Here is a 24,270-nt window from a genome sequence, read left to right as displayed (position 1 = left end):
GTTTATGTGTTCTTCCACGACTTAACAATTTGTTAATTCGGCGTTAAAATTTTCCCAAAGTTTTTTGGCACCTTTGCGCCATGAAACAAACTTCTCTAATCATGGGATTTAGAAAATTACTCTTTACCTTTTCCTTATTACTCACAACGATCTTAACCTATGCACAGGTAACCACCAGTAGCATGGTCGGTGTTGTAACGGATTCCAAAGGCGAAGGCCTGATCGGCGCCACCGTAAAGGCAATTCACACGCCATCCGGTACAGTTTATGGAACCACCACCCGTAACGGTGGCGAATTCACCATCCCCAACATGCGTGTGGGTGGTCCTTACAAAGTGGAGGTATCTTTTATCAGCTACGGCACGGAAACTTTCAACAACATTTTCCTGCAGCTGGGTACTCCTCAGAAATTGAACGTAAAATTGACTGAAGGCTCTACCACCCTTCAGGAAATCAATATCACTGCTACCAAAGCGGTAACACAGGGTAACGGCGGTACTGCACTGAACGTTAGCCGTACTCAGATCGACAATATCCCTACTGTAAACAGAAGCGTACAGGATTTCGTGAAACTGAGCCCTCAGGCTTCCGTTTCCACCAGAGGTAGCGATGGTGCACCACTGGGTATCTCCTTCGGCGGCGCCAGCAACAAATACAACCAGTTTGCGGTGGACGGTGCCGTTACCAACGACGTATTCGGTCTGTCTGCTTCCGGTACCAACGGTGGCCAGGCTGGTGCTAACCCGATCTCCATCGAAACAATCGATCAGCTGCAAATCGTTTTAAACCCATACGATGTTAAGCAAAGCGGCTTTACAGGCGGCGGTATCAACGCCATCACCAAAAGCGGTACCAACGATTTCCACGGTTCTGCTTACCTGTACCTCCAGAACAAAAGCTTCGTAGGTAAATCTCCGGACACTGCTCACACGGCGTACGGCGACTTCAACAGCAAAATCTATGGTGCAAGCCTCGGTGGTCCGATCATCAAAAACAAACTGTTCTTCTTCGCTAACGTAGAAAGAACGGAACGTACCAACCCGGTTGACTTCAACCCCGGCACTAAATCCAACGGTGTTACCGTAGACGAACTTTCCCGTATCTACGACTTCGTTAAAAACAAATATAACGTAGACCTCGGCGGTTATACAGACCAGGAGCGTAAAAAGACAGCAACTACTATCTTCGGCCGTATTGACTGGAACATCAATAACATTCACAAACTGACAGTTCGCCACAACTACCTGGACGCTACCGATATCAATACCGGTGGCCGTACTCCCACAGCTGCATCCTTCTACAATAACTATTACTCCTTCCCTTCCAAAAGTAACTCCAGCGTAATTGAGCTGAACTCCAGCTTCTCCAACAAGCTGAGTAACGAATTGAGAGTGGGATATAATAGCGTACAAGACAGAAGATCTTACCTCGGTCAGCCTTTCCCTACTGTTACTATCGTTGACAACAGCAGGACCATTAACCTGGGCAGCGAATTCTCTTCCACAGCCAACGCGCTGGACCAGAAAATCTGGACATTTACAGATAACCTGACCATGTACAAAGGCAAACACACCATCACTGTAGGTGCTAACGCTGAACTGTACAACATCAAAAACACCTTTATCCAGGGTGCATTCGGTTCCTACTCCTACGATTCCATCAACGGATTCCTCCAGGGCCTGAAACCGAAACAATACCAGATCAACTACACTACTGCTGACTCCACCCTTCGTGAAGGCATCGGTTTCAAAGCTGCACAGGTAGGTATCTATGTACAGGATGAATGGAATGTCCGCAGAAACTTCACCCTGACCGCTGGTGTAAGGGTAGACATGCCATTCTTCCCAACTACTCCTCCGGACAACGTGAACTTTAATAAAGATGCTGACTTCGCGGGATACTCTACTACCACCATTCCTAAATCCAGACTGATGTTCGCTCCAAGAGTGGGCTTCAACTGGGATCTGACCAATGATGGTCAAACCATTATCCGCGGTGGTGCAGGTATCTTCACCGGACGCGTTCCGTTCGTGTGGATTTCCAACCAGTACAACACTTCCGGTAACATCTACACCAACATCAGCCTCTCCGGAAAAGATCTGCCTAACGGTGTTTCTTTCCAATATGACCCCAACAGTCCCTTCTATGGTCAGTATTCTGCTACCATGCTGGCGGCCATGGGTGCTAACGTAAGCCCGAAATCCGGCGCTAACATCAACCTGAGCGACAAAAATTTCAAATTCCCGCAGGTGTTCAAAACCAACCTGGCTGTGGAAAGACAACTGCCATGGGGTATGAAGGCAATCGTTGAAGGTAACTTCTCTAAAACCATCAACAATGCCGTTTGGAACAACCTGAACATCATTCCTACCGGTGACAGCGTAGCATTGGGCGGTGGTATCAAACGTCCTGCCTACAAACAGAAATCTGCTGCCTGGGGCAACCAGGTACTGCTGTTGCAGAACACCAGCGAAGGTTATACCTATAACATCTCCGGTGAGCTGACCAAAGTAACCAACAACGGTCTGTTCGTGAAAGTAGGTTACTCTTATGGTGATGCTTATTCCGTGAATGACGGTACTTCTTCTACCGCCAGCTCCAACTGGAGATTTACGCCTAACATCAATGGCCTGAACAACCTGGACCTGGGTCGCGCTAACTACGCTATGGGTCACCGTGTAATGGGTGTAATTGCCAAAACCTTCAAATATGGCAAACAAAAGAACTTCGCTACTACTGTGAGCCTGTTCTACAACGGTCAATCCGGTACTCCTTACACCTGGGTATACTTCAACTCTGTTGATCCTACCGGTGATGACAGACTGGCCAACGGTAACAACGACATGCTTTACATCCCAACTACTGCTGAAGTATCTGCTATGCGGTTTGACATTATCCAGCAGAAAAACGCTGCCGGTACTGTTATCTACCAACGTACAGAAGCAGAGCAGCGTTCAGATCTGGAAAGCCTGATCAGCAACGATAAATACCTGAGCAAACACCGCGGCGAGAACGCGAAGAAAAACGCTTCCCGCACGCCGTTCGAAAACATCTTCGACTTTAAACTGGCTCAGGTACTGCCTATCTGGAAAAACCACAAAGTCGAAATTACTTTCGACATCCTGAACGTGGGTAACCTGCTGAACAAAGACTGGGGAAGAACCTACTTTATCAACAACCAGGTGGCTACACCGCTCACCTTCAGAAAATTCGATGCTACTACCAACGCTCCTGTATTCCAGTATGACTACAAGAGAATCGTAAATGGCGACGGCGACGTAACTCCTTACTTCATCAACAACTTCACTTCTCGCTGGAGAGGTCAGATTGGTGTTCGTTACAGCTTCTAAGCTAATCACCTTACAATAAAAGAGAAGGGCTGACCAAATGGTCAGCCCTTCTCTTTTTTACATAAAAAACTTCGATCCCAAAAACACTGCCATCGCCTTTCCCCACGTCTCTTTATCATGCTGCCCACCGGCGATTTCCAGATATGTAATATCTTCCGGCTCACGGTAACCTCTCTGCTTCAGTTCCGCTATCAGATCCAGCGTATCATCAATACTGTCGATCACACCATTACCATTGCGGTCGGCCGTTTCATCCGCCGTGCCGCATTCAAAAAAGAACTGTAGCCCGGGCTTGTAGGCGCTTTCCCGGATACGCCGGTGCATGATACGGTCGCGTGCTTCCTGATAATGATCATCCAGCGACCGGCTACGCCACCAGAGCGCACCGGAAAACACACCGGCCATGCTGAAGTGTTGCGGGTATTGCCATACGATGTCCAATGCCGACAGCCCTCCCAGCGAAAACCCTGCGAAGGCCCGTTTTACTCCGGCCAGAGCGGGGTACTGATGTTCCAGAAAGGGCAATAATTCCTTTATCACAAACTGGCCGTATACCGCTGCCCGGGAACCATCCCCCTGGTAGTCGGTGACGCCTGCCACCCCATACTCCTGGCGGCGCTGTGGTCCGGCATGAACAGCGACCACCCATACGCCCAACGGCAGCGCGGCAGGCAACGCCGGCAGGTCCTGTCCATCATTCACCAGTAATAAAATACGGGGTAGTCCATCCTGTTTATATACGTCCAGCGTGACTTCCCGTTGCAGTCTGACAGCAGGGAACGTCAGTCGATCCATTTGCATTCCAACAATTTACCGATAAACCAATAATCTTTTTTAAATTTAACTAAACACTTTCCCATGACTGAAAACTACTATAAATGGCATTCGCCCAACCTGGGAAAGGAATTTGAGATGCTGGTATTCGGTGACAGCGGATACCCGTTACTACTCTTCCCGACTTCCATGGGCCGCTACTATGAAAGCAAAGACCGTGGCCTGATAGACGCTATCAAATGGTTTATTGATGAAGGACGCGTCAAAGTGTATTGCCCCGATAGTATTGATGCTGCCAGTTGGTACAATAAGAGCATCGCTCCCCAGTACCGGGCGTATAATCATACCTGTTATGATAAAATGCTGGTGGAGGAAGTGTTGCCGCGCATAGAAGCAGAGACAGGCCGGCAGCGGATTGTAGCCGCCGGATGCAGCTTTGGCGGTTATCACGCAGCTAATTTCGCGTTCCGCTATCCCGGCCGGGTATCCTATCTTTTCAGCCTCAGCGGTATCTTCGATATTAAATCCAGGATGGACGGCTATTACGACGATCAGGTGTATTACCACAATCCGGCCGACTTTATGCCGGACAATCAGGACCCTGATCTGTGGCGGATGGGCATTGTGCTCGGCGCCGCGGAAACCGACGTCGCCCGCCCGCAGAATGAACAATTTTCGCAGCTGCTGGCCGCAAAAAATATTACGCACTGGCTCGACATCCGGCCGCATACCCTGCACGACTGGCCCGTATGGCGCGAAATGTTGCCACACTATCTGTCACTCATCAAGTAAACATATGAAAAAGATCGGCATTTTATTCGGACAGGAAAACTCGTTCCCGCAAGCGTTCGTAGACCGCGTTAACCGCATCAATCCTCCCGGCATCTTCGCGGAGTTTGTAACGATCGATAAAGTGCTGCAGGGCGCCGACAGCGGATATGCCGTCATCGTAGACCGTATCTCCCAGGATGTGCCTTTCTACCGCGCCTTCCTGAAAAATGCCGCCACCGCCGGCTGCGCCGTCATCAACAACCCCTTCTGGTGGAGCGCAGACGATAAGTTCTTTAACAACGCCCTGGCACAAAAGATAGGCGTTACCGTGCCCCGCACCGTGCTGCTGCCCTCCTATTCACTGCCGGACAATACCACCGATAAATCGTTCAGAAACCTTATCTATCCGTTCGACTGGAACACCATCTTCGACTATATCGGATTTCCGGCATACATGAAACCCTTCGCCGGCGGCGGCTGGAAACACGTGTACCATGTGGAAGACAAAGAGGATTTTTTCCGGCAGCATGGAGAAACCGGTCAACTGGTAATGATGCTCCAGGAAGAGATAGACTTTACACAATACTACCGCTGCTTCTGTATCGGCGGCAACCAGGTGCGGATAATGGCCTATAATCCGAAAAACGCGCCCCATCAGCGCTACCAGTCCGACTTTAAAGGCAGCGATGCGCTAATGCAACAGATCACGGAACAGGTGATCGCACTCAATCAATACCTGGGCTACGACTTCAATACCGTGGAAATAGCCGTCAGAGGAGAAGTCCCCTATGCGATCGATTTCTGCAACCCCGCACCAGACGCGGACATCAATGCCATCGGAGAGGAACACTTTGAATGGGTGGTGGAAACCTCCGCCCGTTACGCCATTGAGCGGGCCATCGCACAAAGACCGGGGAAAGACAATCTTACCTGGGGCCGGTTTGTCCGGGACACCGGCAAAAAAGCGGCCACCACGAAAACGGCCAAAGCAACACCCGTAAAAGAGAAAGCCATAAAAGAGAAGAAAGCCGCTGCCAAAAAAACAGCCGCCAAAAAAAACAGCAAAACACCTACCTCTACCCCTAAACGAAAAGCAAAGGGAAACGAGTAACCCATTTCCCCAAGTTATCCTGCCTGTAAAATGACAAGATAATATTAATAATATTTATTATCTTTCAGATGATCCCTGAAGATGCCCGACCGTTGAAGACGTAGTAACCATTGTCATCATATGCACCATATACCGGCACACCTATATTTTTACCTATGAACCTAAACATCATGAAAAAACCTGTTTTATTTCTCCTGCTACTTTTATGTAGTGGTATTGCTTCAGCACAGTACATTATTGATTATAGTCTATTCTCCAGCGATAAATGTAATGTATTCGCCAACGGAGTCGAGGTAAAATATGGCTATGGAACAGATTTTACCCATACCATGTTGCATACCACGGTCCTCGGCAAGCCGACATTCAGTTCCATAGACAAAGGCATTGGCCTATACGCCTTTTACGACGCCAACCTTTCAACATTTTACGGTACGGAATACCGGATTAATTTCAGCTTCAAACAGTTTTACAAATATAAAATCGTCATCACCGCGGCTGGACCGGGGGGCCAATTGCGTGTATATCCCAACAACGGGTATGGGGGCGAAGATGCGTCATGTACCGGACCGAAACCAATTGACGTCACCCTGAATAATAACCTGGTAAAAATAAATAACGTTGCCAGCGATATCTTTCAGGATTATACATTCACCTACGGCACTATTGCCGGAGGACTTCCGTTGCTGAATATTGCTCACCTCCCGGTGACCTCGGGAGGCGCAGGACAGAGTATTATAATCAGAAAGATCACGATTATAGAAGATAATCCGGACCCTACGTTTGAGGTTCTTCCGAAAATAGCAAGCATTCCATGCGGTGCTACCACCCCTCAGACATTCACAGTACGTAATATGTTTAATCATCAGGGGACTACCGGGTACAAATGGACATTCCCGGCCAATTCGGGCTGGACGTATAATGGCGCTCCTGTTCCGACAGAAATACAAACAACGACCAACACCCTCACGCTCGCCCCTGTATGTGGTGTCACTCCGCTCCCATTCCAGGTGGCGGTGACAATCAATGGTACAGTGAAGAACGCTATTCCCAATACAATCACTGTAAGCACACCGGCATATACCATAAATGGCACCGCTATGATCTGCAGCGGACCTGAAACCTACACCCTGTCTCCCGGGCTGTGTAACAGCAACGTTCAATGGTCGGCCACTCCCACAGGAAACGTAACGCTGGCCCCTGCCGGCAACAGCGTTACTGTGACTAAAGTTGCTTCAGGTGTAGTAAATCTTACCGCAACATTTACCAACTGCGCCGGTCAGCAACAAAATATCTCCAAAACGCTCAATGTCGGTATGCCCGTGATTACCAATCTGCTGTTCACCAATCCCAATGGCCAGGACGGGTTTCTCTGCTCCAATGCCGCCGGAAATGTGCTGACGATTGAGACAGACTACAACATACTGGGAGCGGTGTATGATGGAGTGATCAAGTCGTGGCCCAGTATGCAGGTAATCAAAACAATGTCTTTGATGGGACAGGGAGGCGGTATGTACTACGACGCACTGAAACCAGGATGGTACGTGACAACGGTCAGACCCTCCTTTTTAAATTGCGCCAGTGAGTGGTATGAAACAGAATTTGAGGTGAAAGACTGCAGCATTATGGGCATGCAGCAAAATGCGGCCTTTAATGTGGCCCTGTCTCCCAACCCTGCAGCGAATCATATAAATGTTCAGATCAATCATCAGACAGATGCTATGAAGAAAGAAAGTGGTCCTATGAAAGCGAGCCTCTACGATTTTTACACCAATAAGCTGGTAAAAGAGTGGAGTTTACCGGGTGATGCCACCACCGGCAACCTGAATGTACAAGCCGTAAAAGACGGTCACTACATTCTACAGCTGAAAAAAGGACATTTTCAGGAAAGTAAACATCTCATTATTCAACACTAATTTATTTGCCCGGCCGGTATAGGAAGAGCTGCTCTGTTGGGCAGCTCTTTTTTGTTTTTATCAACCAGACTGATCAAAAACAATCTTCTTAATAAATCATCAACCTACATTTCATAATGTGTAATTCGTATTTTCGGGAAAATTTTAATCATGTTCAAAGCGTTTACGCTGGGTATAGAAGAAGAATACATGGTGATGGACCCCACCACAAGGGAGCTCCGGTCCCATGAGCAAAAGATTGTGGAGCAGGCCCACAAAGTGATCCGTGACCAGGTAAAAGCTGAATTTCATCAGGCGGTAGTGGAAGTAGGCACACAGATATGCGCCAATATTGAGGAAGCACGCGAAGATGTAGCCCTGCTGCGCCGTACCATCACCCAGATAGCCGGCGACCTCGGTTTCAGCATCGGCGCCTCTGGTACCCACCCATTCAGTAAGTGGGAAAAACAAATGATCACTGACCATCCCCGTTATTTTGAGATTGTCAACGAAATGCAGGACGCCGCCAGATCTAACCTGATCTTCGGCCTGCATGTGCATGTAGGCATGGAAAACCGGGAAATGGCCCTGCATATTGCTAACTCCGTCCGTTATTTTCTGCCGCATATTTTTGCGCTCAGTACCAACTCTCCTTTCTGGGAAGGTCGTAACACCGGCTTTAAATCCTTCCGTACCAAGGTCTTCGATAAATTCCCCCGTACCGGCATCCCCGATTATTTTGCCAGCATTGAAGAATATGACAACTATATCAAACTGCTGGTCAAAACGAATTGTATCGACAACGCCAAAAAGGTATGGTGGGACCTGCGGGTGCATCCGTTCTTCAATACCGTGGAATTTCGTATCTGCGATGTGCCGCTAACGATAGATGACACCATCACGCTGGCGGCGCTCTTTCAGGCTGTCTGCGCCAAGATCTACAAACTGCGGATGCAGAACCTGAACTTCATTATCTATAACCGCGCACTCGTCAATGAAAACAAATGGCGTGCTTCCCGCTATGGTATTGATGGTAACCTTATCGACTTTGGTAAAGAGATAGAAGTCAACACACGGTCACTCATATACGAACTACTGGATTTTATCGACGACGTAGTGGACGATCTGGGCAGCCGCGATGTGATCAGAGCTACCGGCCATATCCTTGAAAACGGTACCGGCGCTGACAGACAGCTGAAAGTATATGAAGCAACCAAAGACCTCGTAGCAGTAACTGACTACATTCACCACCAGTTTCTACAGAACTGCTGAGCCGGAATGAATGATTACCCGGACGTAATTCGTAATTTTGCAGTATGCATCCAATCAAAAACAAGTGGAAAGTAGCAGTGCTGGATATGTATGAGGGCGTGGCCAATGAGGGAATGCGCTGTATCCGGGAAATACTGGTGCAATATGCAGCGATGCACGCACTGGACCTGCAATTCGATGAATTTGAAGTCCGACTGCAACAACAGGTGCCCGATACCTCCTACGATATCTATATCTCTACCGGCGGCCCCGGCAGCCCGGTAGACAGCGAAGGCAGCGTGTGGGAAGAAAAATATTTTTCCCTGATAGAAGATCTCCTCGCATGGAATCGCACGCAGGAACAGAAGAAACCAGCCTTTTTTATCTGCCACTCCTACCAGATCATGTGCCGGTATTACCAGATCGGCAACGTATGTAAACGTAAGTCACCGGCCTTTGGGGTTTTCCCGGTACATAAAACCGCCGCAGGCCTTACAGAGAAGGTATTTACCGCACTGCCTGATCCGTTCTATATCGTAGATAGCCGCAACTGGCAAGTGATTGAACTGAACCATGAACGGTTGTATGCCATGGGCGGCCAGGTGCTGGCACTGGAAAAAGAAAGGCCACATGTGCCGCTGGAACGCGCCACGATGGCCATCCGCTTCAATGATCACTTCATCGGCACCCAGTTCCATCCCGAAGCCGATGCCGATGGTATGCATATGTACCTCCGTCAGGAAGAAAAGAAAAAACAAGTGGTGGACCATCACGGTATCGAAAAATACAACAGCATGCTGGAGCAACTCACCGATCCGGATAAAATTATGCTGACACACGACCGGCTGATCACGGCATTCCTTGACTACGCCGTTTACGGGCAATTGACCGACAGGCTGGCTGCCATTGAGCATCTGGATGGCGTTCCTGCCCACAACGATGATGAAAACACCTTTTTCTAATCCGTTTATTCCAATATTATGATACCCGAAGTCAGAAAGGCATATAATCAACAGTTTACAGACGACCGCTACCAGGCTTTCCTGGAAGGTATTGCGCAGGATGCCGGCATTGCGCCCGCTTTCCGAGTGGCAGAAACACCGGTGTTTGTACCCGCCGACCTGACCAGCAAGTTGATACAGGCCTGTGAAGAGATTGTCAACGTGATCCTGCGGCCTGACTTTAAAACGATCACACAGGACGCTATCCCGGCCGACCTGAAAGTGCCGCATGAAAATGAACATCCGCACTTTATTGTAATAGACTTTGCCGTATGCCGCGATGAAGCAGGCGCTTATACACCACAGCTCATCGAGCTGCAGGGCTTTCCCACCATGTACGCCTTTCAGGATGTGATGGCCCGCCAGTTTAAAAACCACTTCCCTATTCCGGAACAGCTGAACAACTTTTTCAACGGCATCGATGAAAAAGCCTACTATCAGCTGCTTCGGGAAATGATCGTTGGCCATCTGCCGCCGGAAGAAGTAGTGCTGCTGGAAATAAAACCGGAGGAACAAAAAACACGCATCGATTTTTACAGCACCGAAAAATATATCGGCATCCGCACGGTATGCCTCACTAAACTGATACAGGAAGGCAAAAAACTTTTCTACATGCGTGATGGCGTTAAAACGCCCATCCAGCGCATCTATAACCGAATCATTTTCGATGACCTGCAAAAGCAGGCCGGTCATCTGGAACCACATGTGAATCTGTTCCAGGACCTCGATGTGGAATGGATCACGCATCCCAACTGGTTTTACCGGATCAGCAAATACACCATGCCTTTTATACACAGTGAATTCGTGCCTAAAAGCTGGTTCCTGCATGAATTGCCGGTGCTCCCTACTGATCTGGAAAATTATGTGCTGAAGCCACTGTTTTCGTTTGCGGGCCAGGGCGTGGTAATAGATGTTACCCAGGAAGACATCGACAATATCAAAGATCCGGAGAACTGGATACTGCAACACAAAGTGAAATACGCACCGGCCATACAAACGCCTACCGGTCCGGCTATCTGTGAAATCAGGATGATGTACATCTGGCCAGACAGCTCTCCACGGCCGGTTTTAGTGCATAATCTGTCAAGAATCAGTAAGGGGAAGATGATCGGAGTAGGTTTTAACAGTACTGACACCTGGGTGGGCGGCAGTTGCTGTTTTTTTGAGTTTGCGCCGTAGGGTTTTTATTGGAGATTTATTTAACCACCCCATTTATTTGCGTTAAAATATCCTTTTGCCACCGGCTTCGTTCTTCGGCATCCGAAAACCCTTTCCCGTCTGTTGATGCCACAATACTTTCCAGCACCTGTTGAGTGTGTTTCAGGCCAAAATAGGCTCCGATATGAAGAATATCATCGTCGGGTATTTCATATTCCCACCATCTCAAAATTTCCCGGCAAAAAACACCGTCCCAGGTCAGGCACTCGCTGTCTGCTTCCACGTTGCTTTCTATGTCGTAGGTAATGAAACCTCCCAGCTGTGTATCGTAGGCAAAAATGGTGGCATGCGCGTAAGCTAAAACGGGTTTGTAACGGTCAATGTTATACGAATCCTGTTGGTATTTCTTCAGATCGAGAATACTGTATGGATACGTATAATCCTTATCAAGCCGGTGCTGTTGCATGACGGCATCATGGCAGGTTTCATCGAATAACTCCATGACGTTGCCCGGCAAATTCAGGTGTATCAATAATGCCCGGATGTCTTCTTTGGTGACTCTTTCTTTATCCGCCTCTATTTCCTGTTGCCATTCCCTGTTGGATTTTTCTGCATCCTGTTTTTGATACGCGTCGCTTCGTCTTCTTTTCTTCCGGAACATCCACCAAAAGAGCAGCATCACAGTGAGTAGTACCCAAAGAAACGGGTAAATAGATTTTCCGTCCATAGCTAATGATAAACTTATATACAACAGCCTGCATAAAGCAGGCTGTTGTATGTTCATTGGTAAAAGCCTTTCTTAAAAAAACTGCTTACCTACAATAATGCCATACAGTGACAGCACAAAGAGAATGGCTACTGCCAACAGGTAAAAAGGTTTATACCTGAACTCGATACCTTTTTTCTTTGCGTATTTGTAATAAAGAAAAGTGCCGCCCAGATACAGACTGGTAAATCCTAATACGAGATAATTAACTCCCATGGTTTTGTTTGGTTTATGGTTTTATACTGGTTTTTGATTGATTTTACTTAATTAGCCTGCTGTTCCACTGTCGCGATTCTTTTTTGCAGGTCGATGATATACAGGGTAAGTTCCACTTCCCCATTTATAATCTGAACGCCCCCACAGGGTTAGCCAGCAACTTAGCAATTGAAGAATTTTCCTAAGTACGTCGTTTAACAGAATATTTAATACTTGAGCAGACAAGGTTAACATGCATTCTTTGAACGCCACGAAGTAGCATAAAAAATCAAACTCCCACCATCACACAAAAGTTGTATTTGCAAAAATACACCTGCACACAAATACACTGCGTTGCCCTATTCTATCTTTAGGATAAATATTTAACTTTATAGTTATATGTCAACTAATCAAGTATCCTATGTTTAGTAATCTTGCCATAGATGTGGCACTGGGGCTGATATTCATTTATTTGCTCTACAGTTTGTTGGCCTCCATTGTTCAGGAAATGGCCGCGCGGCTGTTCAACGCCCGGGCGCGGGTATTGACCAAAGCGCTGCGGCGTTTGCTGGAAGATGATGATCGAAGCGGGGACCTCGGCGTTTTCGGCCGGTTCACCTTTTTCAACTGGTTTTACGAACTGGGATGGAGCGTGGTCCACTTTTTCACCCCTTTTCAGAACAGCCCTTTCCTGAAGAAATTTTATCAGTCGCCCTCTATTCGTTATCTCGGGGAAAACAGCGCCTCTGCCAGGCCAGCGTATATCAGTCCACAGATATTTTCGCAGACAATGGTGCACCTGCTGCGCGGAACGCTGGAAGACAATCAGTCGGAGACTGCTGCCATCCAAAACAGCCTGACGCATAATACCCTTCAATTGGCGCCGGATACGATCACCCATCTGCGGAATCTTTTTGAAGACGCTCATCACGACGTGCCGCAGTTCCGGACCAATATGGAAACCTGGTTCAATGAAACCATGACCCGCGCCAGTGGCTGGTACCGGCGTCAAACACAGGTGTGGCTGCTGATACTGGGCCTGGGCCTCGCGGCCATATTTAACGTGGACACCATTGCTATTGCGCGTATCCTGATGAAAGACAAAAATGTGCGGGAACAGATGGTACGGCTGGTAGCCAGTCGCGAACCCTCCTATACGGCCGTTACGGACACGCTTACACGAAAAAACATGCTGCATCGGGACAGCAGCTATTTCAGGCAGGACACGTCTGTAAGCATGATGTTAAAAGATACCGCGCTCATTGGGGTATATGCTATTCTCCGGCAGGATGCCGGCGATGCTAAAAATGTGCTGGGCATCAGCCGTGATTGCGTCACTGACACCACCGGTGGTAAAAAGGAGCTCCACTGTGGCTTTACCCACCCTTATCAGAAAAATGGCTGGCTGGTACTGGCAGGATGGTGCATTACGGCCCTGGCCATCTCCCTGGGCGCGCCTTTCTGGTTCGATCTGCTGGGCCGAGTGGTGAAATTCCGTAACCTGCCGCCACAGCAGTCGGCCGCTAATAATGGGGTATGACAAACCGGCACTGTATCATAGCAGGGAAAACACGGCGCACAAAATACAGGTAACCAATGCCTTTTAAGCGTACTTTTGAACCGTCTTCTTATCCTTCTTCAAAACACAATTTATGAAACGCACCCTTTATTCTTCCGGCGCACAATGGGAAAACAAAGTGGGATATTCCCGCGCAGTACGGATAGGTAATACCGTTGAAGTGTCAGGTACGGTAGCGGTAGATAATGATAAAGTAGTAGCGGAAGGCGATGCCTATGAGCAGACCCGTTTTGTACTGGCTAAAATAGAATCTGTGCTCATCTCTGCAGGCGCCACGCTACACGACGTAGTCAGGACCCGCATGTTCGTGACCGACATTTCCCGTTGGGAAGAGTATGGCCGGGCGCACGGTGAATTTTTCAAAGCCATCAAACCCGCCACCACCATGGTAGAGGTGAGCAAACTGATAGATCCCCGTTATCTGGTGGAGATAGAAGCAACGGCGATCATCAGCGGAGAATAATAAAGTGATATCCATATAAAAGCGCGAAGCTTAGCAGGGACACGGTAAAACATATTACCCCTGCTAAGCTTCGCGCTTTTATATGGCTTCGCTTATTCTGCCTGCCAGTTGAGCATACCGCCAGTCAGGTTCTTCACGTTGGTGAAGCCCATGGTTTCGAGGAGCATGCATGCCTGGCCGCTACGGTTGCCGCTGCGGCAGTAAACGATTACTTCTTCATCTTTCAGGTGTTCAATTTCATCCACCTGCATGGCCTGTACGAGGCCCAGCGGAATATGAAAGCCACCGATATTAAATTCAGCGCGCTCGTGGGGTTCGCGAACATCGAGGATATTCAGTGCCTCACCGTTGTCGATACGCTGTTTCAGTTCTTCTTGAGTGATATTCTGCATGATACTAAGTTTAAGTTCAGTTAAAAATGGTGGTTTTGATGCTTGTTATGGTTGTTGTACCGGTACCTGCGTGGAATCTTTCACCGGTTTGGAGGCAGACAGCCACAGGTCGATGCTTTCGCCTGCCCTTACCATGTTGAAATCGCCGATTTCATTTCTGCGGGTAGGTACCTGCTTGATGATAAACGCATTAGCCGTGTCCGTTACGCCCGGATCGATGATAATGGTACCTGCGCTCAGATTGTTGGCGTTCAGCATTTCACGGGCTTCCGCAAAGGTCAGGCCTACAAAATCGGGCACCGGGTTTTCGATGCTGCCGGTACCACTGCTGATGATCAGTGTAATGTTACTGCCTTCAGCGACGGGTGTCCCTGGTTTGACACGTTTGCCATTGAGCAGCTGCTGCAATATGGTGTTGGTGGCGAAGTCCGGTTTATAGATGGTATCCCCTACATTCAGGCGCACGCTTTTCAGCACCATTTCCGCACTACGGAAGGTCAGCCCTTCCAGGTCCGGCATTTTCACCATGGGGGCCACCACTTTGTTTACTGTCAGGTAGATCGTTCTGCCGACTTTTACCCGCGCGCCTTTATCCGGAGTTTGTACCCATACAGACAAAGGAGGGATGCTGTCTATGTAGATAGAATCTCTTACATCGGCTTCAAATCCTGCCTTTTCCAGGATGGCCATGGCTTCTTTCACACTTTTCCCCCGCACGTCCGGAACGGTCAGCTCTTCATTATGCCGGGTAATGACACCCAACAGGGAGAAAAACAACAGTGCCAGTCCAAAAAAGAACGCTATTACGATCAACAGGTTAATTCCGAAAGAGCGTTTGGTAATAAAGTCGAACACGATAATGATTTGTTTTAAAATTACGAATTACGAACTACGAATTACGAATTAAAAATCCGAAGTTAAGCGTCCGCTTATGTCCGTAATTCGTAATTCGTAATTCGCAATTTATTTTTTCATGCATTCTTCCAGTACTTCGCCGTAAAACGCCTGCAGGGTTTTACCGGCAGCCCTTACCTGTTGCGGCACGAGGCTGTTTTCAGACTGGCCGGGCATCGTATTGGCTTCCAGGAAGTACAGTTTGCCGGTAGCTTCTTCATAGATAAAGTCAATCCGGGTGATCCCTTTACAATTCAGCTGATTATACAGGGTGGAAGCTGTTTTTTGTACCAGTGCCGTAATATCTTCTGACACCGGCGCCGGGGTGATCTCGTTGGACACGCCCGGGGTATATTTTGCTTCGTAGTCGAAGAATTCCTTGCTGCTCACCACTTCTGTGATCGGCAGTACATTCAGGGTGCCGTTGGCCTTATACAGGCCGATGGTCAGTTCCCTGCCTTTGATAAACTCTTCGATGAGCACCTGATTGTCTTCTTTAAACGCTTTTTCGATGGCCGCCGGCAGTTCTGCTGCTGTTTTTACCTTAGACATGCCGATGCTGCTGCCTCCTTCTGCCGGTTTCACGAAAACGGGCAAACGCAGTTGCTGCAGAATAGCGGCAGGATCGTGTGGCTGGTCACGGAAAATATGCACGGATTTGGAGACGTTCACCACATTAAGGGCCGCCACCACTTTATTACAATAGCTCTTATTAAAGGTCAGCGCCGAGGTCACCATGCCGCAGCTGGTATATGGGATACCCAGCATTTCGAAGTAGCCCTGTAGACGGCCATCTTCACCAGGCGTACCATGAATACCGATAAACACCGCATCGAACTTTATCTTGTTACCGCCTATAGTCAGGGAGAAGTCGTTTTTATCAATTTCATACACCGCACCGTCAGTGGCAGTATGACGCCAGCCCTCACGGGTAACGATGATTTTGTAAACAGCGTACTGGCTGCTGTCCAGGTTTTTCTCTATAGTTTCAGCGCTCTGCACGGATATTACATATTCTCCGGAATATCCACCGGCTACCAAGGCGATGTTCTTCTTCATAAGATAAATTACTATAAGCGGGTAAAGTTAAAGGTTATTTGTTAATTGTCAACAGCGGGTCAGCCGGCGTTTTCATTAATTTCCGGTTGCCGGCGGGAGCTGAGCGCCCAAGGTATAAAAAAGCCGTCCGGAAACTACCGGACGGCTTTTAATAAGGTGGCTCGCATATATTAGAGGTGCAGTCTGTCTTTCTTAGCCATCAGCTCATCTACTGTTTCCTGGTACATTTCGTCCGGAACACAGCAGTCTACCGGGCAAACAGCAGCACATTGCGGTTCTTCGTGGAAACCCTGGCATTCTGTACACTTATTAGGCACAATATAGTACGTATCTACACTGATCGGGGCATTACGCTGATCGGCGTCCATCTGGCTGCCATCCATCAGGGTATAAGAGCCTTTTACGGTAGTACCATCGGCCAGCGCCCATTCTACACCACCTTCATAGATGGCATTATTGGGGCATTCCGGTTCACAAGCGCCACAATTTATACATTCATCTGTTATCTTAATTGCCATAGAGTAAACTTTTTTAGTAGTAAGCCATTAATTTTGTGGACAAAAATAAAAATTCCCGGTTTAATTAAGTCAAATATTTATAACAGTTTCATGAACATAGCGGAAAAAGAAGCAGCATTGGTACGCCTGGGCCAGTATTTGGCCGGCAACAGTACGGAGTTGACAGCAGTAAAGGAACGTGCTTACTTGGCCAATGGCTGGTTCACCCCTGAATTTATTGATAAGTCCATTGACAGCATCTGCCGGTACTATCTGGAACCAGCAGCGCTGCAAGCCTGGCTGCAGCAGTATCCTGCCACAGGTGGGGAGCGGACGCCCAAAAAGGTGGGCATCGTCGTGGCCGGCAATATCCCCCTCGTCGGGTTCCACGATTGGCTTTGCGGATTCATCAGCGGCCATCACATCAAAATGAAGCTCTCCTCTAAAGACGAGGTGCTGATGCGTCATATCCTGGACAAAATGACCGAATGGTACCCGGAACTGGCTGAACAGACGGAAATACTGGAAATCCTGAAAAACTGCGACGCCTACATCGCCACCGGCAGCAACAATTCCGCGCGGTACTTCCACTACTACTTTTCCAAATACCCGCATATCATTCGGCATAACCGCACCTCTGCCGCCATCCTGACCGGTCAGGAAAGTGCTGCCGAACTGGAGGCGCTGGCAGATGATGTCATGCTCTATTTCGGCCTGGGATGCCGCAACGTCACCAAGGTAATGGTGCCTGAAGGGTATGACTTCGAGCCGCTGCTCAAAGCCCTTGGCAAATATGACTACCTGGCCGACCATCACAAGTACAAAAACAACTACGATTATAACCTGGCGCTGTTCCTGCTCAATAACAGCGCCTATCTGACCAACGGCAGCATCCTGCTTCATGAGGCAGCTTCCCTGTTCTCTCCTCTCAGCGTGCTGCATTACGGTTATTACAAAGACATACAGCAGCTCCGGGAAGATATGGCCACCCAGGCTGACCTGCAATGTCTGGTAGGACAACAGTTTACCCCCTTCGGTAAGGCACAGCAGCCTTCCCTGTCGGACTATGCTGATGGCGTAGACACGCTGGCTTTCCTGCTGGAACTGTAGTCACGCAAAGACACAAAGCAGCAAAGACCGCAAAGAAAATAGACAAGAAAACAAGAAAGCCAAGGGGCGGAGACCAAATTTGGTTTCCGCCCCTTTTTGTTGCTTTATTTTTCTTATTGATCTTCAAAATCTTTGCGCGCTTTGCTGCTTTGTGTCTTTGCGTGACTAACTTTTTGTCTCTCTTTTTTGTTATATTGTCATTGCCCTGTGTTATCCTGTCAGCCTGTTTTTAGCAGTATTTAACGATTGATATAAAAATCTGTTAAAGTAAATATGCCTTTGTACGTTTCATTCGCTACCGCTACTAAATTTGTATCAAGGGCATATAAATTGATCTTATCTACGTTATTAAAAATATACATTATTTAGTATCACAACGCTAAACACACTATAATATGAAATTCAAGCAAATTGTTACGACAGTGTTGATCAGTGCTGTTACTGCCGTTGCTGCCATATTTGTGTATGGCAAATACTTTGAAGGCAGACGCCCGGGCATTTTTCAAAACGGTTCCAATGACATCCCCGTAAACTATGCAAGGTATAACATGCCCGGTACCGACGGCAAGACGAATGCCGTTCCTCCCTCCGATTTTGTGACTGCCGCCAGAACGGCCGTTCCCGGCGTAGTCCATATCAAAACTAAAATCAATCCCCGACAGGTAACCAACGGACTTCAGAAAAGACGCAGCATCCTGCAGGACCTCTTCGGTGACGAATTTTTTGGCGATGAATTCAACGGAGGCGGAGATGGCCGCCGCTACTATGTCCCCGGCCAGATGGCTTCCGGCTCCGGCGTATTGATCTCCGACGATGGCTATATCGTGACCAACAATCACGTGATCGCTGATGCGGATGAAATCACCGTTTCCCTGGCCAATGAAAATAAAACTTTCAAGGCCAAACTGATTGGCACTGACCCCAGCACCGACCTCGCCGTGATCAAGATCCCGGCTAAGAACCTGCCCTACATGCTGTATGGCAATTCTGACAACGTAGACATCGGTCAATGGGTACTGGCAGTCGGTTACCCGCTGAACCTCGATGCGACCGTTACCGCCGGTATCGTCAGCGCGAAGTCGCGCTCTATCGGCATCAATAAAAGCGGTGGCAGAATCAACAACTCCATCGAATCTTTTATACAGACCGATGCTGCGGTGAACCAGGGTAACAGTGGCGGCGCACTGGTAAACACCGCTGGTGAACTGGTGGGCATCAACTCCGCCATCGCCTCTCCTACCGGCTCCTATGCAGGTTATTCTTACGCTATCCCGGTAAACCTTGTGCGGAAAGTGGTAAACGATATCCTGAAATATGGCAGCGTACAACGGGCTTACCTCGGTGTTAAATACGCTTCCCCGGCCGCCATTGCTGCGATGACCGATGACCAGCTGCGGGAAATCGGGGTTAAACGGGATGTGACCGGCGTTCAGATCACAGAAGTGATGGACAACAGCTCCGCTGCCTCCGCCGGCCTGCGTCAGGGCGATATCATCACTAAAATCAATGGGGTGAACATTGCCGGCTCCTCTCAGATGAGTGAGCAGGTGGCCCGCTACAAACCAGGCGACAAGATCAGCATCACCTACCTGCGTGGCGATAAGGAATTCACCAGCAGCAACGTGACGCTCCGCAATCTGCAGGGCAATACCGATGTGGTACGGATCACCAGCATCGACAGACTGGGTGCGGACCTTTCCGAACTGACGAAAGAAGAGGCCACCAGCATCGGCGTAAAAGGAGGTGTCAGGGTAAATGATATCAGTACCGGTATCCTGAAAAAACAGACCAGCATGGTCCCCGGCTTCGTTATCCTGAAGGCTGGCAATACAGCGGTTACCTCTGTCAATACGCTCAGCTCCATCCTGGACAAAGAGAAAAATATACAGTTGGTAGGTTTCTATCCGCAGCGAGGTGGTAATATCTACTACTACAACATTAATACTGCCGGTGCAGGCGCAGAGAACCTGTAATCTTCCGGAACCTTTTTAAAAGAAAGCCCCGTTTCAATCGAAACGGGGCTTTTCTTTTAAAAAAGTACAAGTAAAGTCTGGACAAACTAACAAGTAATAGCTAGATCTATGAAAACCCATAATGAAAATAAGATAAGTATATGAGGTTCGGTTACATGACCTCGTGAACAGTATATTCCATACAGGGAACGCACAAAAAAGCCGGTTAAGCGCAAGGCCACCGGCTTAAAATCTTCAGTGCAGACAGGCTTACAGGTTAATCACCCCTTTGAGCTGGGTGAAGAACTCATCTTTTTTGCGGGAAGAAATCGGAATATTTTTCTGGTCGCTCATCACCACCGCGGTGCCCAATCCTTTGATAATCTTCACAATATGGTGAATATTGATCAGGAAGGATTTGTGTACCCGATAGAATCCCTTGTCTGATAACATTTCCTCGTATTCTTTCAGGGATTTGGAGATCAGATGAGACACATTGTTGATCAGCTGTATTTTGGTATAGCTGTCGAATGCTTCACAGTAGATAATATCTTTCAGGTCGATGACGTTATACCCGTCATTCACCGGGATGACGATCTTGGAGAAGGCGTTGTCGTTGTTTTTAACGTAGTCTTTCAGAATAGAAGCCAGTTCGTTCAGTCTTCCTTTCTTACTTTTCTTCACTTTTTCCAATGCATCTTCCACCTCGCTTACCTTGATCGGTTTCAGCAGGTAGTCTAATGCCGCAAATTTGATGGCTTGTAAAGCGTATTCCTGGAAGGCAGTGATAAAAATAACCTCAAAGTTCAGCACAGGGAACATTTCCAGCAGCTGGAAACCATTATGCGGAGGCATCTCAATGTCCAGGAACAGTACGTCAATGGGGTTGTTTTTAATCATTTCTGCCGCCTCATTGATATTCTGCGCTTCCCCGACTACCGTAACATCTTTACAATAGTTTTCCAGAATATTGCGCAAAATATGAATGTTGCGGACTTCATCGTCTACAATGGCAGCTTTTATATTACTCATAACATCTTAACAATGGGAATCAGAATTTCAACTAAGGTACCTTCCTTATTGCCGAAACCAGATTTAAATTTATCAATAATTTCTAACTTTCCAACACTTCCATTAAAAGATTTTATAATCTGCAACCTTTCCTTTATCACGCTCAGTGCGGTAGATTCGTGTTTTATCAGCCGCGAGCTTTTGATACTATTGGACTTGTCCCAGCCTATTCCGTCGTCGTCGACAGAGCAATAGAGCAGATCATCCACCATTTCTATCCGGATTTCGAGGTAACCAGCGCTGTTTTTGGGCGCCAGCCCGTGTTTAATGGCATTTTCCACAATTGGCTGTATAATCATGGGCGGAATATAGATGGTGTAATCTTTCAGGGAGTCCTCCATGATGAAATGGTAGGTAAAGGAGTGGGCAAACCGGATTTTCTCCAACTCGAGATAACGGGTCAGGAAAGCGATTTCCTCTTCCAGGGAAATATAGGATTTCCGGGAATTGTTGAGCATCTGACGCATCAGGGTGGCAAAGTCCGCGAGGAAGTTGAGCGCCTGTTTCTCCTCTTTTTCCAGGATCAGGTGCTGTACCGAGTTGAGCGAGTTGAAGATGAAATGCGGGTTCATCTGGTTGGTCAGCGCTTTGGCCTCCAGTTCCGCAATACGGCGATTGTACTCCGTTTTCCGCTTTTCCGCCTGTTTGATCCGTTTCACGATAAAACGCAGCACCACCAGAATAGCGAGTAATCCCGCCAGCAGGAGAATACCGCGGGCCCACCATTGCTGGTACCATTGCGGCAGAATATTGACGTTCAGGGTGAGCGACCTGGACCAGTCGCTTTTGTATTTACGGGCCCTGACCATCAGCCTGTAATTGCCGGGCTGCAGATCGGGGAACGGAATAATATTGGACATGGTGGTCACCCATCCGTTGGTCGTATCGCCGGAGAAATTGTACTGGTATTCCACCAGTTCCGGCAGGTCAAATACGATGGTACCGAATTCCGCCTCAAAAGAGGCTTTCCGCTTATACAGATGTACGAAGTTTTCTCCCGGCAGATAGGTACTGTCGCCATACCGGATGTTGCTGAGATAAATCACCGGTGGCACCGTATCTACCGGCAGATGGTCGCCCTTGAAATAACAGAGGCCGTTGGAGGTAGCGATATACAGCATACCGTCATCTGCATAAACACCCCGGATATCATCAGACATGAGGCCATCGTTGGAGGTGATATTGCGGGTAATGTGTTGTTCTTTCACATTAATCACCGAAACGCCTTTGTTGGTGGCCACGTAGAGGTTCTGGTGACCATCATAATATAGTTGCTGACAGATGTCGCTGGCGAGGTTATTGGCAGATGACAGGTGTTTGATGACCGTGTCGCCATGCATGACGTAGATTCCCTGGTCGCTGGTGCCTATCCACAGGTAACCATCAATCCACTTCAGGTCTTTGATGCTGAGTTTACGCAAAGAGTCGTTGGTAGCGGGTTTCAGTTTGCGGGTACCGTCCGTGCAGGTAAACAGGCCGTTGCTGGTGCCCACAAAATACAGGGAGTCGTTGACGCTGGCAATAGAGGTAACGATCATGTCCAGGTCGCCGATCACATAATCATCCAGTGCGATGACCTGATTTTTGGCTGCTATCCTGATTTTCCCCGCGGGGGAGATGTCCACGTCTTTCAGCATTTTTACCGCCTTCAGCTGAGAAGCTTTCTGGGAGGCGGTATTAAACAGCACCAATCCGTTGTCGGTCCCGATCAGGACTTCATTTTCCTTGTAGGGTAAAATGGAGAGCAGGCTGTTGCGGCCGCTGGCCGTATCGAGCATAAATTGCCGGGTGACACCGTTACTGCTGATGGTATTGAGGATGCCTGCATTTTGCCCGATCAGCAGCATATCTGTTTTTTTGTCTTTACCGATGCTGAAGATGGAGTGGGAATACAGGCCGTTGGTATTGTCGAGGTAGCTGAAATAGAAATTTTTGTAAGGGATGTTATAGACGCCGTCACCGAAGGTGGTGATCCAGATGTTACCGTCCCGGTCTTTCAGCAGGGAGGTAATATTGTGGTTATCGAGCAGTTTGATAATTTTTTTCTCTCCCTTAAAAAACCCTTTCATATAGTATAACGCGCGCTGGGTGCCTACCCAGAGGTTATCGTTATCGATACAAAGGTTGCTGATTTCGTCTTTAATGCCCCAGTCGGCACCGTTGAAGAAGCAGCTGATTTTCTGGGGAGCGTAGGTGTACAGGGAGTTACGGACCATCAATATCGGTCCGTTTCGGACCGCATCAGCATTTTCGCTGTCAAACGGGTACGGACATACGGAGTATATTTCCTGTGTGGGGTTTGTCGGATCACGCAGGTTCTCTACATGAAAGCCTTTTTGCAGCGGGCGGTATACTTTGCCATTGCGGAGCAGGTAGAGAAAATTCGTTTCGATGTCCCGTTTATCGTATTCGGTGCTTTTGCCGTTATAGGTGACAATACGGTTATTGGAATTGAAGAAATACACAAAGCGGGCATCGCCTTCAAAGGCATATTGCATGTAATGGCTTCGGCCATTAAATTTCAGGGAAGAATCATTGTCCTCGTTGTGGATATAGGTATGATCGTAAAAAGAGAGTTTTCCGTTGAGCGTAAAGAACCATAGTCTTCCTTGTGAGTCAGCGGCTAGCTTGACCACATCATTATCAGGGAGGCCGTCCTTCTTAGCGTAGTTTCGAAAACGTTTGCCATCGAATTTGCTGACACCGGTGGGTGTAGCAAACCAGATAAATCCGTCTTTATCCTGTACGGCGGCATAAACAGTAGCGTTAGCTAACCCATCTTTTACATTGTAGTTGCGGATCATCAGGCCCTGGGCCCGTGCGTTGTAACCTGTGCAAAAGATGACCAGCCACCATAACAGTATGAAACGGGTAATGGACATCAATGATGAATTACGAATGACGAATGACGAATTACGAATGTGGGCTGCTAATGACAGCGTGTTCATTAACAGTGGGTCATTTGTAATTCCATTAACTACAAA

The 24,270-nt window shown here is 48.1% G+C and carries 20 protein-coding genes; 11 read left to right on the top strand and 9 right to left on the bottom strand.

The features are described 5' to 3' along the window. Positions 1-101 precede the first annotated feature (101 nt). Positions 102-3,350: a TonB-dependent receptor gene (locus ICL55_RS20475; protein WP_188100787.1), complete on the top strand. Its 3,249-nt coding sequence runs from the start codon at positions 102-104 to the stop codon at positions 3,348-3,350. A gap of 57 nt (positions 3,351-3,407) precedes the next feature. Here ICL55_RS20475 and ICL55_RS20470 read toward each other — a convergent pair whose 3' ends face one another. Then, on the bottom strand, positions 3,408-4,151 hold the full coding sequence (locus ICL55_RS20470) for an alpha/beta hydrolase (RefSeq protein WP_188100785.1): 744 nt from the start codon (positions 4,149-4,151) through the stop codon (positions 3,408-3,410). A gap of 57 nt (positions 4,152-4,208) precedes the next feature. On the opposite strand from ICL55_RS20470, the gene ICL55_RS20465 reads away from it, so the two are divergent. The 6 genes from ICL55_RS20465 (at position 4,209) to ICL55_RS20440 (ending at position 11,329) form a co-directional block, all read left to right on the top strand. Next, a complete protein-coding gene (locus ICL55_RS20465; RefSeq protein ID WP_188100783.1) occupies positions 4,209-4,916 on the top strand; it encodes an esterase family protein in 708 nt (235 codons plus the stop codon). Positions 4,917-4,920: 4 nt separating this feature from the next. Further along, positions 4,921-6,006 (top strand): ATP-grasp domain-containing protein, encoded by a 1,086-nt coding sequence (locus ICL55_RS20460; protein ID WP_188100781.1) that lies wholly within the window; start codon positions 4,921-4,923, stop codon positions 6,004-6,006. 170 nt (positions 6,007-6,176) lie between these two features. Beyond that, on the top strand, positions 6,177-7,919 hold the full coding sequence (locus ICL55_RS20455; RefSeq protein ID WP_188100779.1) for a T9SS type A sorting domain-containing protein: 1,743 nt from the start codon (positions 6,177-6,179) through the stop codon (positions 7,917-7,919). 150 nt (positions 7,920-8,069) lie between these two features. Next, positions 8,070-9,170, top strand: coding sequence for a carboxylate-amine ligase (locus ICL55_RS20450; RefSeq protein ID WP_188100777.1), 1,101 nt, complete (start codon positions 8,070-8,072; stop codon positions 9,168-9,170). A gap of 44 nt (positions 9,171-9,214) precedes the next feature. Continuing rightward, positions 9,215-10,111: a type 1 glutamine amidotransferase gene (locus ICL55_RS20445; protein ID WP_188100775.1), complete on the top strand. Its 897-nt coding sequence runs from the start codon at positions 9,215-9,217 to the stop codon at positions 10,109-10,111. 18 nt (positions 10,112-10,129) lie between these two features. Then, the gene (locus ICL55_RS20440; RefSeq protein WP_188100773.1) at positions 10,130-11,329 is read left to right on the top strand and encodes a hypothetical protein; all 1,200 of its coding nucleotides are present in this window, start codon (positions 10,130-10,132) and stop codon (positions 11,327-11,329) included. Positions 11,330-11,345: 16 nt separating this feature from the next. Here the strand turns inward: ICL55_RS20440 and ICL55_RS20435 are convergent, their stop codons facing one another. After that, a complete protein-coding gene (locus ICL55_RS20435; RefSeq protein WP_188100771.1) occupies positions 11,346-12,035 on the bottom strand; it encodes a hypothetical protein in 690 nt (229 codons plus the stop codon). Positions 12,036-12,107: 72 nt separating this feature from the next. Continuing rightward, positions 12,108-12,290, bottom strand: a complete 183-nt coding sequence (locus ICL55_RS20430) for a hypothetical protein (RefSeq protein ID WP_188100769.1) — start codon at positions 12,288-12,290, stop codon at positions 12,108-12,110. A 400-nt stretch (positions 12,291-12,690) separates the two neighbouring features. Here ICL55_RS20430 and ICL55_RS20425 point away from each other — a divergent pair, with 400 nt between their 5' ends. Next, positions 12,691-13,809: a hypothetical protein gene (locus ICL55_RS20425; RefSeq protein WP_188100767.1), complete on the top strand. Its 1,119-nt coding sequence runs from the start codon at positions 12,691-12,693 to the stop codon at positions 13,807-13,809. 112 nt (positions 13,810-13,921) lie between these two features. Beyond that, a complete protein-coding gene (locus ICL55_RS20420) occupies positions 13,922-14,311 on the top strand; it encodes a RidA family protein (RefSeq protein WP_188100764.1) in 390 nt (129 codons plus the stop codon). 92 nt (positions 14,312-14,403) lie between these two features. Here the strand turns inward: ICL55_RS20420 and ICL55_RS20415 are convergent, their stop codons facing one another. From ICL55_RS20415 to ICL55_RS20400, 4 genes are all read right to left on the bottom strand, one after another. Then, positions 14,404-14,703 carry a rhodanese-like domain-containing protein gene (locus ICL55_RS20415; RefSeq protein WP_188100762.1) on the bottom strand — a complete coding sequence of 100 codons (300 nt, stop codon included), beginning with the start codon at positions 14,701-14,703 and terminating at the stop codon, positions 14,404-14,406. 45 nt (positions 14,704-14,748) lie between these two features. Beyond that, positions 14,749-15,558, bottom strand: a complete 810-nt coding sequence (locus ICL55_RS20410) for a PASTA domain-containing protein (protein ID WP_188100760.1) — start codon at positions 15,556-15,558, stop codon at positions 14,749-14,751. 108 nt (positions 15,559-15,666) lie between these two features. Continuing rightward, positions 15,667-16,656 carry a D-alanine--D-alanine ligase gene (locus ICL55_RS20405; protein ID WP_188100758.1) on the bottom strand — a complete coding sequence of 330 codons (990 nt, stop codon included), beginning with the start codon at positions 16,654-16,656 and terminating at the stop codon, positions 15,667-15,669. A 170-nt stretch (positions 16,657-16,826) separates the two neighbouring features. Further along, a complete protein-coding gene (locus ICL55_RS20400) occupies positions 16,827-17,174 on the bottom strand; it encodes a 4Fe-4S dicluster domain-containing protein (protein ID WP_168869259.1) in 348 nt (115 codons plus the stop codon). 90 nt (positions 17,175-17,264) lie between these two features. On the opposite strand from ICL55_RS20400, the gene ICL55_RS20395 reads away from it, so the two are divergent. After that, positions 17,265-18,263, top strand: a complete 999-nt coding sequence (locus tag ICL55_RS20395; protein WP_188100755.1) for an acyl-CoA reductase — start codon at positions 17,265-17,267, stop codon at positions 18,261-18,263. A gap of 395 nt (positions 18,264-18,658) precedes the next feature. Then, on the top strand, positions 18,659-20,236 hold the full coding sequence (locus tag ICL55_RS20390) for a trypsin-like peptidase domain-containing protein (protein ID WP_188100753.1): 1,578 nt from the start codon (positions 18,659-18,661) through the stop codon (positions 20,234-20,236). Positions 20,237-20,485: 249 nt separating this feature from the next. Here the strand turns inward: ICL55_RS20390 and ICL55_RS20385 are convergent, their stop codons facing one another. Together ICL55_RS20385 and ICL55_RS20380 are read right to left on the bottom strand one after the other, a co-directional pair. Then, the gene (locus ICL55_RS20385) at positions 20,486-21,247 is read right to left on the bottom strand and encodes a LytR/AlgR family response regulator transcription factor (RefSeq protein WP_078672331.1); all 762 of its coding nucleotides are present in this window, start codon (positions 21,245-21,247) and stop codon (positions 20,486-20,488) included. Beyond that, entirely contained in the window at positions 21,244-24,168 is a 2,925-nt protein-coding gene (locus ICL55_RS20380; RefSeq protein WP_188100751.1) for a sensor histidine kinase, read from the bottom strand. The genes ICL55_RS20385 and ICL55_RS20380 overlap by 4 nt, the downstream gene beginning before the upstream one ends. Positions 24,169-24,270: the final 102 nt, after the last annotated feature.

The organism is Chitinophaga varians (assembly GCF_014529945.1).
GTDB lineage: Bacteria > Bacteroidota > Bacteroidia > Chitinophagales > Chitinophagaceae > Chitinophaga > Chitinophaga varians.
This window is presented reverse-complemented; position numbering and strand designations above follow the sequence as displayed.